We start from the raw sequence: 15,168 nt of genomic DNA, 5'->3' as shown, positions 1-15,168 counted from the left end.
TCACGCCTTACCGATGACTTGGCCTGCCATAGAACGCTGTCGCTGCGTGGCCGCATACTGCCATAAATTGCCGATGGGCACCGTAGATTTTAAATTACTGCCTCCTCGGCAATGAATTACTGTGTCATCGTCTGAGAAACGTATCGGCGAATTCCGGCGCGATAGCCGCGCATGTAGTAATATTTCCAGATCGCCCAAAAACGTTTCTTCGATCGCGGCATGAGATAAAGCATTGCTGCCCGGCAAGCCCATTGTGCGCTTTCGATCCAAGTCGGAAGCGGAACTCCGCTTAACCTCACCCCTCCAGGCACCTCGTCGGGAAAGAGCGCCGGCATGCCGTAGCCAAGCCGCTCGCCTCTTTTCTGTACCCAATCCTCCGTCACGCTCGATGCCGGAATCCAATGATGGACCACGGCCTCGGCGCATCGATAGGACTTGGCGCCATTGGCCGCCAGGCGAATGATGATTTCCGCATCTTCACCCATGGCAAAAATCTTTCCGGGAAGAGGACCGATATCTTCGCGGTAGCGCACGCTTGTTCCGAGCAGCTCTCGCCGGACGATCGTATTCGGGCCCCAGACTTTCGTCGGGTCACACGGTCCGCTTTGGGTGTCATCGACTATCGCAAAGGTGGATCCCATCGGAATCCATTCGATAAACCTGTCTTTTGGTTCTTTCTCCCATTCAGGGACGATTCTGCCGCCGAAGACGCCATAACTCGGATGGGCTGCGGCGCAGTCGACGATCGCTTTCAGCCAGTTCGGTTCGGCACGAACATCGTCGTCCGTAAAGACGACGAGATCCCCCTTCACCCGATCCAAGGCCATATTCAGCGCGCCGGACTTTCCCGGCTTGCGCTGCTGCAGGATGGTGATGGGAAGCTTGTCGCTATAGGTTTCCAAAAGATCAAACGTGCCGTCATTGCTATTGTTGTCGACAGCTATCAGTTCCCACCGATCATGGGGAAGCTCCTGGCGCACCAAGGAATCCAAAGTATGGCGCAGCCGGCGGCTGGCGCCATTGTAGGATGAAAAGAGCACGCTGACCAATAGATCCGACATCAGTTAACAACCCTCTTGGTGAACTCGAAAGAGAAGATCTTCATATTTTGACCGCCTGTGCGATGTTCGAATGGGATCGGCGCTTACGCGGGGTTCGACCGAGTCTTACCGAAAAACTCGCGCCTGTGACCCTCGCCGAGTATCCTCAGCCTACGAAGATTGCGCAACCATCGCCGCGGTTTGGTGAGTACGCCGCGGTTCAGGAAATACTGTTGCAGCAGGCTCGGTGCCTGACTATGCGATCCGCCGTGGGCGACCCGATAGACCGCCCCGCGAAAGGGAAGCTTCGTGAGCGGCGCTCCCCGTTGCGCAAGAATATCCGCTATTCGGACATGGCTGCCCAGCATCGACTTGATCCAGTCGAGCGAAGCATCCTCAAAGCGGGTCGGCAGTTCGTAGAGATCGGTACGAATGATCAATGAGGTACCGCAGAGATGGCTGAAGTCGTCATGGCCAAACAGGAAGTTGCCGCCATCGTCCCAGATATAACCATGGTCGATCGTCCATCCGTTGGCGTCCCGATTTTCGGACACGTGTTGAACGATTCGCGAACTAACGAAATCGTCGTCATCGACAATCATGAAGAAGCGACTGTCGGCGGCGTTCAACATGCCGCTCAGAACGCGACGGCCTTTGTCTGCCCGGAAGGCATCAAGGAAGTCTTCCTTGCTGCCCTTTCCAAGCTCATGCAGGTCGTTCGGCGGAAAGGTGACACGCAGGGCGGAGAATTTTTCCGGCAGGTCAGGCAGATCGGCACCTTCGTTTGCCACGATGATGCCGCGCCAGTCCCCATTGGTCTGGTTGGAAATGGAAGCCACGGTCTGGGTCAGATTTGCCTTCAGCCTGCTCCAGTCGCGGGCATTGTCCTGATGTCGGACCGGGATAATGAAGGTGACAAGTGGCATTGAATGACCCCCTTAAGCCCGCAAGCTCACAGCTTCTTTTTGATCGACACGCCCCTTGGCCGCCTGAACACGCGCCCACTCGATTCCGTCCTCGAGCGAGGTTGCCTTATATGAAAGGTCGGTTCCGCCGGAGAATGCATTCATGAAGCGGCGAATCTTTCCATAGCTGTTGTCCAGTACGGCATGCGGGCGGCCGAGCAGCAGCGAGCAGATATGGACGTGCAGGCGATCGGTCACGATTGCGCGGGCACGCGAAATCTGACTGATGCCGCGCTCGAAGCGGTTGTGTGCCGCAGCGTCAAGCCTGCGCAAGGCAACTTCGCTCGGCTTCAATGCGAGATAAGCCGAAGCTACCCCCAACTTCTTGGCGATATCCACCTTCCGTTTCGACTCGGTAATCCAGTCTTCCACAGGAATATCGGCAGGGACCTTCCGATCGGTACCGCTAACCCGTTCCGCGTCCTCGCGCAACATGGCGAGGACAGGAATCTGTGTCGCCCTTTCCGGAAGCGGGCCGATGGCAAAAGCCATATCGGGGCATAGTCGTACGGTGCAGTCGAAGTGCTTCTCGGAAAACTCCTTCGATTCTTCATCGCGCACGAGCAGCACGAAATTCTTGTGGTGCCCGATTGCCCGTTTGGATTGCTCGATGCGCTCAGGCGAACTGTAGTGGATCGACTGCGGGAACTGGATGATCTGCCGATCCGGGAAACGCTCCATGATGGCTTCACGGAAATCCTGGTGGGCAACCCAGATATCGCCGAAATTGCCGCCGCCGTGAATGAAGATCGGGCCGGTCGGTACCCGCCGTTTCAGTTCGTCGGCGGAGAAGTCGTACAGCCTCGAAACATAGTCCGGGCGCTTGCCGAAGCGATCCTTGAGATAGGCCATCTCCCCTAACCAAATTGCCGAGTCGCCGCAATTGCGGATGTCGGGAAAGTCGAGAATCGCAAGCGGTTCGTCGCGCGAGACGTAGTCCTTCAGGCAATCATGGATCATGCCATTGAGTTTTGCGATCAGCTCCGATCTGGATTGGCTGGTCATTCTGCCTCTCTTGTTGATGTTCGTTTAGCTTCAGGCCGACTTGGGTACGGCAATACGTTTTGCTTTTGACAGGAACTTGACAATAATGCGGTGAACTTCGGTTTCTGGGCCGTCCGGCTTCTTCATCGCAAGCCAAAGAACAAAGCTCGATCCGACATAGATGATGCCGCCGGTGATAACCAGAACGGCGAGATGAAGGGCCAAGTGCAGCTTGTCGGTTGGCATGCTGAGAATATTCGACAATCCCCAGATCCCGGCGGCCATCAAGGCGACGCTGGCAAGCGCGCGGAAGTTTGCTGCGAGCTGCCGGAAGAATGGCAGCTTGATCAAGCGCTTGACGAGAAGCATGTTGACCACGGTGGAAATCAGGCCGGTCAACACGCGTGCATAAACGACGCCCGGAAGACCGTACATCATCAAGCCGGCGATGATGATCGGAATGCGAACCACCAGCATCTGCGTATCGCGGATGAACAGCATCTTGGTATGGCCCTTTGCCATGCCCAGAGGCTGGACGAGCGAGCCGAGGGTCTGCAGGGCAAAGACCGATGCAAGCGCCTGCACGATGAAGATCGCAGGAACCCACTTCTCTCCCAAGGCAAGCCTCATCATCGGATCAGCCACGACAGCCATGCCAATACCGGCCGGAAGCGCCACCGCCGCCAGCAGCGCCTGCGCCCGCTGATAAGCTGCGACAAGCCGGACCGGATCGTTGCGGACCTTTGAAAAGCCTGGATAAATGGTCTGGTTCAACGGTGCCGTGGCCTCGCGCGTCGGCAGCGTCGAAAGAGTGTTGCCGACGGTATAATGGCCAAGCTGCGTGGCGCCCAGCATCTTGCCGATCAGCAGATATTCGATCCGCCAGTTCAGCGTGTTGACAATCTGCCCTGCCGTCAGCCAGAGCGAGAAGGAAAACAGTTCGCGTGCATGCCGGAAGGTTATGCGCGGCCAGAACGGCAGAACGGTGTAGGAAACGATGATATTGGTCACTTGATAGGCGAGCGTGCCGATAACGAGAGCCCAATAGCTCTGGTAGATCGCGGCAATTGCCACCGTCACCACGAAGCCGACAAGCTTTTGCGAGACGTTGAGTACGAACTCCTGCCAGAATATCAGATCGCGCTGGAGCATGACGCGGCGTGGGTTGGCGAGGCCACTCAGAAGTAGGCTGAAACTCAAGGCAAGCATCACGCTCGTCAGCCGCGGCTCGTTATAAAACTCGGCGATCGGATAGGACGCGGCGGCAAACAGCAGCGCCAATGCCGCGCTTCTTGTCACGCTCAACGTCCACACCGCGCTGAAGTGAGTTTCGCTCGGAGACTCGTGGCGGATAAGTGCCTGATTGAGCGAGAGTTCGGTCACCGAACTCAAGATGACCTGGATCGTCGTTGCAATGGCGACGAGACCAAAATCAGCCGGCACGAGGTACCAGGCGAGCACAAAGGTGCTGAGTGCCGAAAGCCCGTTGACGATGGCACGGGACAGACTCAGCCACATGCTACCCCGAATCAATCGGTCGGTAACGCTGCTCATGGGCGAACGGCTCCTGAGGTCTGGGATATTGACGATTTGAGGGGCGCGCAGGCCCCTCCAGAATGCCTCTTACCCTTGCGGGAGCAAAGAGCGTTGGTAGCGTCGGAAAGCATCATGCCTTCTTGCCTCGTCGGAAACCCGGTTTGCGACATCACAGGGCGCTTACCGCCTTCTTGGAAAAATCTTGCTTCAGCCGATCCAGCTCGACCAGCATTTTCTCGTGCGCTCTTACGATAGCCTCGTCGGAGCTGAGCTGTCCCGGCTTTTCAGCCACCCGCTGCAAAGTTTTGATCGTCGAGCCGAAGACATAGTTGCCGGTCAGCTGCCGGATGCGGCGGTGACGGAACGTTATGTTCTTCAACAGGTATGTGTTTTTCCGCGCCAGCGACGCGCCTGCTTCAACGAGGTTGGACGGGCCGATCGGATCGAAATCGATCTCCAGATCGAGCGCACTCGCCCAATCATACCACTTGGCGCGATTGCCCGGCGCAATCGGCCGGATCGCCCGCCAGGGAACGCGTAACGCATCTGATATAATGCAGCCATGCATCGCTTCGGAGACGACCTTATGCGATGCGCTGATTTCGGTCAGAACCTTTTCCACCGACCAGCGGGGATCGATATAGTGAATGCCGGCGAGTTCGCAAACCTTATCCCAACTGCCGTACATGGCGCTTTCGTAGTGCGGCATGAAGGAGACCGGGTAACGCTTTTCGATGCTTTTCGCATCCCAGCAGCTGCGCGTGAGGATGCCCGAATCGCCGATGGCGTAGCTCGGATCGATGCCGAGGACCTCGGCGGTCTTCTTTCCACGCACGAAATAGAAGGTCCAGTTGCCGTCGACTTTCGGTGGGTTGGTGTAGCCGCCGTAACCCGAGCCGAAGACGATCTTCTGCATGTTCGGGTCGAAATTGTCGTAGAGGATCGAGCCGATGCCGAGAAAGAGCTGGCTTTCGTCCTCATCGAAGAAGCCGGGCAGCAGACGCTCCCAGAGCCAATGGTTCAGTTCGTCGCCAAAATTCTCGTGTTTCCCCCGGTAGGCAAACATCTTCATCGTGCTTCTCCAGTCGGCAGGTGCGTCACGATCTGCGAGACCGTCTCGTCTTCGCGTGCCATGCGTCCGTAACGCGAAATGATCTTGATGTCGCTGCGGATAATCTTTGCCGGATTGCCCGCCACGAGCGAGCGCGGCGGCACGTTCTTGGTCACCACCGAGCCCGAGCCGATGACACATTCGTCGCCGATCTCGACGCCGGGCAGAATGATGCTGCGGGCGCCGATGAAGCAGCGCTTGCCGATCCTCGTGTGGAGGTAGAGCCCGCGTGTGAGATCGTGGGTGAGAATCGCAGCCTCAAAGGCGACGTAAGTTTCCGCGCCGATATGCAATCCCTTCGGATTGGTCTTGTCGAAACGAACGCTCAAGGAAAAGCTTGCCGTCGGATCGATGTCCATTCCCCAGAATTTCGTATAGTAGAGCCATTTGGCCGTCACAATGCTGTTCCGCAGCGGCCGAAATACATTCAGTCCCCACTTCGGCTTTTTTCCTGTCTGCACCATCAAGTCCGACCCCGGCTGGAAAATTCGTCTAGCACGGAACTGTAATAGTCCTCGAGCATCCCCGTTTGGCGACGTAAGTCGAAACGCTCGGCCACCAGAAGCGGTGCCCGCGCGCTAAAGGCTGTCCACAGAGCCTGGTCGTTGAGCAGCCTTCCGACTGCCTCGGCCATTCCCGCGACATCCCGCTCCTCCACGAGATAACCAGTTTTCCCCTCTTCGATCGCTTCGCCCACGCCTCCCGAGCGAAATGCGACGACCGGAGTGCCGACGGCTTCCGCCTCGAGATTGGCAAGGCCGAAAGCTTCGGCGTGACCATTGTCGAGGGTCACGCTTCCATGGAGATAAAGCTCCGCACTGGCGAGCAGGTCTCTTATCTCAGTCTGCGACAGATTTTCATGGATCGTGACGCTTGGCAAGGAACGACGCGCCAGTGCTTCGATTTCCTCCTTCAAGGGACCCTGGCCGACCATGACAAATTCGACAGGGGTGCCGGCAGCAGCCACACGCGAAAGCGCATCGATCATGAAACGATGGCCCTTATAGTCGACGAAGCGGGCAATTGAAACCACGAGCCCTTTTTTTCGCGGACGGGGCTCTATTTTGAAGAGATCGAGATCGATGCCGATGTGATGGCGATAGACACGTTCGGCGCGAAAGCCGAGCGCCAGCAGCCGGTCGCGGATGAAATCGGAAACGGCGATGTTCCAGCTGTTCCAGCCGGCCATCTCGCTCCGGCCTTTGGCAAAGAAGCGCACCTGATTGAAGCCACCCGGCTTTTTCGGGTCACCGCGATAGGTGGCGTCGAAGCCGTGGAACGTCGTGACCAGCGGCTTGCCGGCGGCACGTGCCAATGGACCTATGACATACCCGTTCTTGCCAAAATGGGCGTGAACGAGATCGGCTTTGCCGATCGCGGGAAAGAGGAAGGGAAGGCCGATCTGCGGGATTTTCAGAAGCAGTTCACCGGCCCGTGCAACGGGCGACCGACGGATGTCATGAACCGGAACAGTGGATTTTTTCGTATGGGCCGAAGAAATTCGCGAGCCAGCAAGAATTTCAGCTTCGAAAGAACGAAACGCTACCGCCTGGTTGAGAACAAATGCCTGGCTGGCAGGCAAAAATTTTTCCACATAAATAACGGCTTTTTTCATGAATCTGTTTGCGTCTCCGTTGTCTTGTGCATCACATCGCCTCTATTGCCCGCCGGATCCCTTCAACCGCACTTCTTGGCGCATTGCTTTCGTCGTACAGATTAACGCGCTTCGTGCAAGCCGCAGCGGGATCGGTCGCTTTCTCATCGGGCGCGCCGTATTTTTCCGACATGCCCCATACCGTCACGCCTTTCAAGTCGCCATGTTCGGCCGCGACAGTGATCACCTCGCTGAAAATATCGGCGTAGGATGCCGGCGTGAAGGCTTTGTCGCGGTTCAGGAAGTGACAGGACGCATCCAGTTCGGTGATGAAAACACCGACACCCATGTCCTTCAGCGCCGCGCAGAAGCGCCCCATTCCTTCCGGATCGATCCGGTCGAGGCCGGGGCGGAAATGCGCCTGCAGACCCACTGCATTGATCGGCGTTTTTTTGGCGACGAGATCCTCGACGATTTTCAGGATGCGCGCACGCTTCTGTTCGAACACGTCGGATTTTTTCTCCAGATGCGTTTCGTTGAGCACCAGCGTCGCGCCCGGATTGGCCTGGTGCGCCATGTCGAAACTCATACGAATATAATCGTCGCCAAGAAGGCGTCGGAAAACGCAATCCCGCAGATCCGGTGCATCATACTCCAACGGTTCGTTCACCACATCCCAAGCATCTATCGAGTTCTTATAGCGAGTGACAACCTGTTTTATATGACGGTTCATGGTAGCCTGAATGGTCTTTGCGTCGGTGATGTCCGACACCCAGCCCGGGACGCGATACCAGATCAGCGTGTGGCCATAAACCCTCATGTTGTTTTTTCGTGCAAATGCAACCATGCGGTCGGCGCTGCCGAAGCTGAAAACACCCGGTCTCTTTTCCGTCGAATTCCACTTCAGCTCGTTTCGCAGCGTTATCGAATTGACGTTGTCGATGTAGATCTCGGCAGCGATTGGATCGTTGATGTTTTGCAGGTCGATTGCCGATCCGAATCGGAACGACTTGCTGTCGGCAAGGACGCGCAGCCCTGCAGCGGCAGGCACCTGTGCCAGGGCTTGGCCCGTACGGACATACAACAGAGCGAGCGGAACCGAGGCGAGGAAACGTCTTCTATTCATCCTATCTCTCACTGTTAGCTTTTTTCATGTCCGCGGTGGAATTTGAAAGGCCGGACTCGTCGGCACCGAACCATCACGAGATTCGCGTTCAATTCAGCAGAGTAATACAACCTCAAATATACTTTCCCGGCAGGGGATATTGTCAGTGTCTGCTAGACTTTTCAGCATACTCCAAGATATAAACCGCTCGGGGAGGGCGCTCGTGATGGAAGATTGGTCCAGCTATGTGATGAGCTATTTTCACATGGCATTTCAAAATGCCGTTTTTTTTATGGCGACCGTTCGAAACGGTCTGTCTGTTCTCGATGACTGGCAGTTCGCGGTCCTTGTTCTCGGCATCATCGGCATCATTTCCCTCCCGTCCGCAGCGCTGGTCAGAATGTCGTGGCGGTTGCACCGATCGGAAATCGTCATTCGCTCGCTGAACGAAGACCTTGCGCAAGTCACGCAGGACCTCAATGTCGAGCGTGTCTGGCGTCTGGCGGGTGGGGACAGCACCGAACGGCCGAGTGCGGACAGTTTGAAAGAGCTCTACAAGATAATGGCCAGACATCACGACGATGCGAGTCACATGGCGTGATCAGTCCGTGCATGGCATGAAGCCGAAGACCTAATGCCGATGTTCCTGACTTTCAGCCGGCGTTTCGGTATGGGAAGGTTTGGAGACTGATTCCGGTTGCGCGCTGTCGATCTCGACTGCGGGGTCCGGCAACGGCAGCCATCTTCTGCCGGAAAAATAATTTCTGGTACTTTTCTGAGGTCCTGAAGTCGCATCCAGCGAGAGCGTGAAGTTGTAATTCCCGGGATTGAGTACCTCGCGAGTGAAGCCGATACTGGCTCCGAAGCCGTCTTCCTTGATGTCCTTCAGATTCTTGATCGCGTTCAGGGTCTCGTGAAAATCGAGCCATTGCGGTTGCTGCAGCATGATTTCGAAAATTCGCAGAATGCCAGGATCGAGCTGGCCATTTTCATCGGTCTCGGGATTGATGATTTTCACGCGCATATTGTTGATCGTGCCGGCGGCGTCGCCGCGAACGATGACGAAGATGGAGCTCGGGAGCTGATCCTTCTTCCGCTTGCCGCTCTGCTCGAAAAAGCATTCAAATGTATCGGCGTTGAAACTCGCTGCCGCCCAATCGCTGGTTTCGATGCCGGCATTGCGCAGCGCCGCACACATTGCGGCGCCGGATATCCGCCATGTCCGCAGGAAAGTCGACGCGGTCTGCACCACCGGCGGTTCGATGACATGCAATGGAAGCATGAAGGTGGCCGGTGGTGTCGGGCGGGGAAGGGCCTTGGGGGGAGGCGGTCTGACCTCCGGGGGAAAGAGATCGAAGCCAAAATAATGGCCAACCGTCTTTAAGTGTTTCATGTTGTTGGAAAGCAGCACCGTTCCCATGACCAGCGAGAGGGAAATCGTCAGCAGCAACCAGAAGACCACGGGAACCCGCGGTTTCCCCACCGGCTGTTTTGCATATGCGGACGACGAATTATCGGGCAAGCTTGTCTTCTCCGGCGCGCGAGAAGGGGTTTCGATCGGGCTGTCTAAATCCAGCAGTATACATTTATCCGTTAAATATCTTTGGCTTCTTGGCGGCAATTGGGCACCTTTGTGCCTCGTCATTGGGCATATCAAGTTCTGGTCGAAAAACACGCTGGGCACGCTGCTGGATGCCGGCCTCGACAATGTTCGTTTTGAGTATGTCGGAAGAATTCCGGTTTTCGCCAAGTCGATGATTGCCGTTGCGCAAAAACCTCTCAGAGAGGGTGTCGGAGCGGCAACGATTTCGGATAGCATTCGTCCGCTACGAAGTGCGCGATAGAGCGCGCGGGTGCACCCGCGCCAAATGGCGCCGCTGCGATAATCCACAGGTTGTTTTTTACTGAGTGAGCTGCTGAAAAAAAACCTTAGGAAATATTTACTTTTAGTTGCATTCTTGCTTAAACTCTCCATTATACAGCCGGGCGTGCTGATCAAGCGGGAGACTTATTCACATGAAGGCTAAATCGCCGAATTCGATTGACGTCTATGTTGGCAACCGCGTGCGCGTTCGGCGAAAGACGCTCGGGATGACCCAGAACGGCTTGGCCGAACTTCTGGGCATTACCTTCCAGCAGATCCAGAAATACGAAAAGGGAACGAATAGAATAGGCGCCAGCCGTCTTCAGCGCATATCCGAGATTCTTCGCGTGCCCGTCGGCTTTTTCTTCGAGAACGGCGGCTCCGGGCCGATCGACGGCGCGACGAATGAATTGAACAGCTTTTTGTCCTCGAAGGAGGGGCTGGCACTCAACAAGGCATTCATCGCCATCGAGGATCCGAATATCAGGCAAAAGCTGGTGGCGTTGGCCAAAAGCCTGGCAGTCGCGGGATTGCCTGACAGCGACAGTGAGCTGCAGGATTCGGTTGTGAACAGCTGAGGACGGATCGTGCACCTGCAGACATTCGGCGATCTGCGGTTGATCGAGACGAATGGCGACCCGGTTCGCTATCCGATCAAGGGCCTGTTGATGATGGCCCATCTCTATGCCGGCGCGAGCCATGAACTCAGCCGTTATGAATTGGCTCAGTTTCTATGGAATGACGTCGAACCCGAACTGGCGCGGCTCAATCTGCGCAAACTGCTTTCCCGCATCCGCGAGACAGACGGCGGACGCGCCGAAATGCCCTTCGATTTCACCGCCAACACGGTTCGCCTCAACACGCAGGGGGTTTCCAGCGATCTGGATATTTTTCGCGCCGGCGGTTCGCCGCTGGAGCGGCTGAACGCGATCGCCGAACTGACCCAGCGTGGGTTCATCGGAAATATCAAGCCAGCGACAAAGCTGATAGAGGCGTGGATCAGGGCGCAACGGGACGCTCAGGCGCTGCAATTGCGGCAGGCATTGCTGGATGCGTTGCCGGATGCGCAAAAGCCCGGCGCTGCGCGCTCCATTTCCGGCGCCGCCCTGCAGATCCTCGAACGGGATCCGAATGACGAGCAGGTCAGAGCCTTGCTGCACCGACTATCCGGCGGTTCGTCCCTCAGCGAGAGATTGCCGAACGGCGACGGCCATGCCAGGGTGCAGGTGAAGCGTTCCGAGGCCGGCGGTGAGACAACTGCCGATATCGAACGCGTATCGCAGGCGCCGCTGATCCTACCTCGGCTGGTGCTGCTTCCCCCGACATCGAAACATGCCGATGCCGGGCTTGCGCTTGCCAACGCCCTGATCGAAGACGTCACGATCGAACTCTGCGCGCTCAGAAACATTTCCATCGTAGCGCCCCATACGGCCGGCCAGATCCGCCGTGACTCCGAGAAGGCCGCCGTGGTCGCCCGTCACTCGATCGCCTATCTTCTGGATACACGGCTTTCCGAAGAGGGATTGTTCGCCCAGCTGGTTTATTTTCCCACGGACGAGATCATCTGGGCTAATCGCTTTACGATGACGCCCGATATATTGCCGCGTCAGAGACGGCTGATTGCGCAGCAGTTGACCATGTCTGTGGCCCGCGAACTGGCTGAAAACGAGGAAGAGCGCTTACGCTTCGAGGCCAATCCTGAGGCCTATCACGCCTATCTGGTCGGCTCGAGCCTGATGAGCAAATTGACATTGCCGCATATCCGCCGGGCCCGAAAAGCTTTCAAGCAGTCGCTGTCGCACAAGGCGGATTTCTCTCCGTCATTTACCGGGCTGGCGAGAACTTTCACCAGCGAGTGGCTCGTGACGGCGCAGGGAAACAATGAGCTGCTGCATCTGGCGGAGCAGAACGCGCTTCGGGCCATCGAGCGGGATCCGGCATCAGCGGCGGGCCATCGCGAGCTTGGCGTCACCAAACTCTATCTCGGCGATGTCGATGCCAGTGTCGCCGCACTTGATCTGGCCGAACAACTCAGCCCGCATTTTGCCGACGTCATCTACAGCCATGCCGACACGCTCGTGCATGCATCCCGCCCCGGCGATGCGCTCGCTAAGATCAAAAAAGCGATTTTGCTCAATCCGATCGCGCCCGACGCCTACCTCTGGTGCGCTGCGGGAGCGAGCTTCTTCCTGGAACAGTACGAGGAGGCCATCGCCTATGTCGAGGCGATGAAAGACAAAGCGCCGGCCCATCGCATCGCCGCGGCCAGTTGCGCAATGATCGGCGATCGAAAACGGGCGCTATTCCATCGGCAACGAGCCGAAAGCATCAACCCGGTCTTCGACGTCGAGAAGTGGCTCGCCATCGTTCCCTTCAAGGAACAGTGGCAAAAAGAGCTTTATCGAGAGGGCCTGCTGAAGGCCGGTTTTTAACAATAGCTGAGGGGCATTACATGGCGAAAGCTGTCATTATAGGTATACCTGGTGAGGCGGGTCTCTGGCTTGCCGATCTCGACGCGGGTACGGTCAAGCCTCTCAATCCGACGGGGGAATTGGCGACTGCAAACGGCCTGCGCAAGGCCGGCGGCACATTCGTGAAGGGCGTCGACCTCGCCGTCGCGGTTTCCTCGGCGCAGGTTGCCCTTTCCGGTCACGTCGACGGCTGAGCCGGCATTCTGACGCATCGGTCCATATATTCCGACAGGGTCATGTCGCCGCGGGAAACCCTTTCCCGCGTCGAACCTCTTTTGGCCGGATTCGGCATCACCAGGGTTGCGCGACATACCGGACTGGATGATATCGGAATCCCGGTCTGGTGCGCATACGCCCCGAATTCCCGCTCGATCGTGATTGCCCAGGGAAAGGGTCTGACCGATCTCGATGCCAAAGTTTCCACCGTCATGGAAGCCCTCGAACGGGCGGTCGCCGGCGAGCCCACCGTCGATCTCGTCCGCGGCACCTCTTCCCGTCTGCAGGCAATGGGGCACAAGACCGACGCGCTGAACTGCCTGACCGCTCTTCATAAACCCGATCTCGGACCGGACGAGGAGACGGAATGGGTTTGCGGCGTCAATATCCTCAACGGCGAGGAGGTCTATATCCCCTTTGAAGCGGTGGTGCTCGACCGCACACGTGACGCGCGATACTGGATGTCGTCGGATGGCCTAGCCTCGGGAAACAATGTCGAGGAGGCAATCTTTCACGGGGTTCTGGAGCGGATCGAGCGTGACGCCCATGTGTTGTGGCAGGTGGGCGCGGAAGCGGATCGTTATGCCGGCTGCACCGATCCCCGCGGTTTTGAGGACGGCGCCCTGGACGGGTTGATCGACAAGATCGAAACCTCGGGATTGGCGCTCAAGCTCTTCGATATCACCAGCGACATCGGGGTCCCCTGTTTCACCGCCATGCTGGGTCCTGGGAATCCCCTTCTGGGCCCCCGGGATATTCACGGCGCCGGGGATATTAGGCTTGAGGACATTCGCCTCGTCGAGGTGACCGGCGGTACCGGGGCTCATCCGTCTCCTGTCCGCGCGGCCATTCGGGCGGTGACGGAAGCCGTGCAATCCCGTCTGACCTATATCAGCGGAGCCAGGGACGATATTTCGCCTGTAACTTTCTCACGACGCCTGCCGCCGCTGCTGCGACAGGCCTTCGATGCGGTTGCCGGCCCGCCCGCCGCCGCCATCGGCCGTGACGGGGTGGTAGGACATCGGCAACAGGATCTGGCGCAGTTGCTGCAGCATGTGCTCGACGCGCTCAGAAACAGGCGGATCGTTTCGGTGATCGCCGTGCGCCTCAGCGAGAACACGCTTCCGTTCAGTGTTGTCAAGATTGTCATTCCCGAGCTCGAAAATCCGGAGGGGGAGCGCGCCCGGCGGTTTGGAACGAGGGCGCTTGCCAGGGCAATAGGGTTTTGAAGCTCATTTTCGCAGGTCCCAGTCTTCCCGATGCGGCGTCGCTTGCCGGCGAGGGGATACGCGTCTTGCCGCCTGCCACGCAAGGCGATGTCCTGGCCGCGGTGGAGCAGGGTGCCAATGTCATCGGCCTGATCGACGGCGGCTTCGAATATGCCGCACCGGTCTGGCACAAGGAAATTCTCCATGCTCTGTCGTTGGGTGTCGCGGTTCTCGGGGCGGCAAGCATGGGCGCGTTGCGCGCTGCCGAATGTCATCCGTTCGGCATGATCGGAATCGGCCGCATTTTCGAAGACTATCGCACCGGCCGGCTGGTCGACGATGCCGCCGTCGCGCTCACGCACGCGCCGAGCGCGCTGGGCAGCAAGCCACTGACGGTACCGCTCGTCAATGTCAGCGCAACGCTCGATGCGATGGAGGATCGCGGGCTGCTGGAAAGTCGGTTGCGCCAACAGCTCGACGATGCCGCAAGCGCGATATTCTTCAAGAAGCGAACGTGGCGGGCGGTCGTCGAGCAGTGTGCAGGGCTGGCCGAGCCGGATCGTCAGCGACTGCTGGCGACACTTCTGTCGAACGCCGTCGATCAAAAACGCATCGATGCCTTGGGATTATTGAAAGTGGTGCAGGACGTCCGCGACATTCGCTCGACTGCCGATCTGCCCTGGAAACTGCACAACACCTCATTCCCCACGCGCCCTGCATTGTGAACTGAAATCGGCAATAGTCACCGAGGGTTGTGTCACGCTTTTTTCACGGGCTGGATCACCTCCACACGCGTATCATTTCTTCAATTCATTGGAGAAATGGGGCATGGGCGTGACATCGGTTGTCAAGATAGATGCAGACCAAGGGGCGGAAGACGGTCTGGAAGAGCTCGTCGCGTTGGCGCGGATGATCGCCTATGCGCGACAGGTCGCTCAGGATGTCAAACTCCCGTTCGCGACGAATTGCCTCGACCTTGCGCTCGAGGCAGTGAAGCAGGAGGTGGGGGAGGGTTTGACCAGGGAACTGGCTGAATTGAGTTCTCCGGTTCCGCAAGTGAGTGTGAGAAGTCAT

Annotated in this window: 16 protein-coding genes and 1 pseudogene; 8 read left to right on the top strand and 9 right to left on the bottom strand. The window is 57.6% G+C overall.

What is annotated here, in order from left to right; all coding sequences use genetic code 11:
* Positions 1-116 precede the first annotated feature (116 nt).
* The 8 genes from RWJ89_RS31885 to RWJ89_RS31850 all read right to left on the bottom strand — a co-directional run bounded on the left by RWJ89_RS31885 (position 117) and on the right by RWJ89_RS31850 (position 8,356).
* Positions 117-1,061: a glycosyltransferase gene (locus RWJ89_RS31885; RefSeq protein WP_221998002.1), complete on the bottom strand. Its 945-nt coding sequence runs from the start codon at positions 1,059-1,061 to the stop codon at positions 117-119.
* Between the two features lie 83 nt (positions 1,062-1,144).
* Positions 1,145-1,966, bottom strand: a complete 822-nt coding sequence (locus RWJ89_RS31880; RefSeq protein WP_131665162.1) for a galactosyl transferase — start codon at positions 1,964-1,966, stop codon at positions 1,145-1,147.
* Between the two features lie 12 nt (positions 1,967-1,978).
* Complete coding sequence (locus tag RWJ89_RS31875) at positions 1,979-3,010, bottom strand: polysaccharide pyruvyl transferase family protein (protein WP_222062017.1); 1,032 nt, start codon at positions 3,008-3,010, stop codon at positions 1,979-1,981.
* A 30-nt stretch (positions 3,011-3,040) separates the two neighbouring features.
* Positions 3,041-4,543, bottom strand: coding sequence for a lipopolysaccharide biosynthesis protein (locus RWJ89_RS31870; protein WP_222062019.1), 1,503 nt, complete (start codon positions 4,541-4,543; stop codon positions 3,041-3,043).
* Positions 4,544-4,694: 151 nt separating this feature from the next.
* The gene (gene pssM / locus RWJ89_RS31865; RefSeq protein WP_222062021.1) at positions 4,695-5,597 is read right to left on the bottom strand and encodes an exopolysaccharide glucosyl ketal-pyruvate-transferase; all 903 of its coding nucleotides are present in this window, start codon (positions 5,595-5,597) and stop codon (positions 4,695-4,697) included.
* The gene (locus RWJ89_RS31860) at positions 5,594-6,100 is read right to left on the bottom strand and encodes an acyltransferase (protein ID WP_003542119.1); all 507 of its coding nucleotides are present in this window, start codon (positions 6,098-6,100) and stop codon (positions 5,594-5,596) included. Before RWJ89_RS31860 ends, pssM begins: the two co-directional genes overlap by 4 nt.
* Positions 6,100-7,251 carry a glycosyltransferase gene (locus RWJ89_RS31855; RefSeq protein WP_131665158.1) on the bottom strand — a complete coding sequence of 384 codons (1,152 nt, stop codon included), beginning with the start codon at positions 7,249-7,251 and terminating at the stop codon, positions 6,100-6,102. The genes RWJ89_RS31860 and RWJ89_RS31855 overlap by 1 nt, the downstream gene beginning before the upstream one ends.
* A 31-nt stretch (positions 7,252-7,282) precedes the next feature.
* Complete coding sequence (locus RWJ89_RS31850; RefSeq protein ID WP_168272591.1) at positions 7,283-8,356, bottom strand: endo-1,4-beta-xylanase; 1,074 nt, start codon at positions 8,354-8,356, stop codon at positions 7,283-7,285.
* 139 nt (positions 8,357-8,495) lie between these two features.
* Between RWJ89_RS31850 and RWJ89_RS31845 the strand changes: the two genes are divergently transcribed.
* Positions 8,496-8,936, top strand: a complete 441-nt coding sequence (locus RWJ89_RS31845; RefSeq protein WP_221942866.1) for a hypothetical protein — start codon at positions 8,496-8,498, stop codon at positions 8,934-8,936.
* Between the two features lie 30 nt (positions 8,937-8,966).
* Here the strand turns inward: RWJ89_RS31845 and RWJ89_RS31840 are convergent, their stop codons facing one another.
* Positions 8,967-9,857, bottom strand: coding sequence for a DUF6030 family protein (locus tag RWJ89_RS31840; protein ID WP_221943248.1), 891 nt, complete (start codon positions 9,855-9,857; stop codon positions 8,967-8,969).
* Between the two features lie 124 nt (positions 9,858-9,981).
* Between RWJ89_RS31840 and RWJ89_RS31835 the strand changes: the two are divergent.
* From RWJ89_RS31835 to RWJ89_RS31805, 7 genes and pseudogenes are all read left to right on the top strand, one after another.
* Positions 9,982-10,179 (top strand): annotated as a pseudogene (locus RWJ89_RS31835) (class I SAM-dependent methyltransferase); the annotation flags it as partial.
* Between the two features lie 172 nt (positions 10,180-10,351).
* Positions 10,352-10,777 (top strand): helix-turn-helix domain-containing protein, encoded by a 426-nt coding sequence (locus RWJ89_RS31830; protein WP_011653108.1) that lies wholly within the window; start codon positions 10,352-10,354, stop codon positions 10,775-10,777.
* A gap of 6 nt (positions 10,778-10,783) precedes the next feature.
* Complete coding sequence (locus RWJ89_RS31825; protein WP_131667017.1) at positions 10,784-12,631, top strand: peptide antibiotic resistance protein; 1,848 nt, start codon at positions 10,784-10,786, stop codon at positions 12,629-12,631.
* A gap of 20 nt (positions 12,632-12,651) precedes the next feature.
* Positions 12,652-12,864: a hypothetical protein gene (locus tag RWJ89_RS31820; protein WP_003561841.1), complete on the top strand. Its 213-nt coding sequence runs from the start codon at positions 12,652-12,654 to the stop codon at positions 12,862-12,864.
* 42 nt (positions 12,865-12,906) lie between these two features.
* On the top strand, positions 12,907-14,115 hold the full coding sequence (locus RWJ89_RS31815; protein ID WP_221942856.1) for a YcaO-like family protein: 1,209 nt from the start codon (positions 12,907-12,909) through the stop codon (positions 14,113-14,115).
* The gene (locus RWJ89_RS31810) at positions 14,112-14,819 is read left to right on the top strand and encodes a TfuA-like protein (protein ID WP_131667019.1); all 708 of its coding nucleotides are present in this window, start codon (positions 14,112-14,114) and stop codon (positions 14,817-14,819) included. Before RWJ89_RS31815 ends, RWJ89_RS31810 begins: the two co-directional genes overlap by 4 nt.
* Positions 14,820-14,922: 103 nt before the next feature.
* Positions 14,923-15,168 (top strand): hypothetical protein (locus RWJ89_RS31805; RefSeq protein WP_003542090.1); only part of this gene is annotated, 246 nt, incomplete at its 3' end.

Origin of the sequence: Rhizobium sp. 10PS4, from assembly GCF_032464805.1 — a bacterium.
GTDB lineage: Bacteria > Pseudomonadota > Alphaproteobacteria > Rhizobiales > Rhizobiaceae > Rhizobium > Rhizobium laguerreae.
The sequence above is the reverse complement of the archived record's forward strand: the minus strand, read 5'-3'. Positions and strand labels throughout refer to the sequence as shown.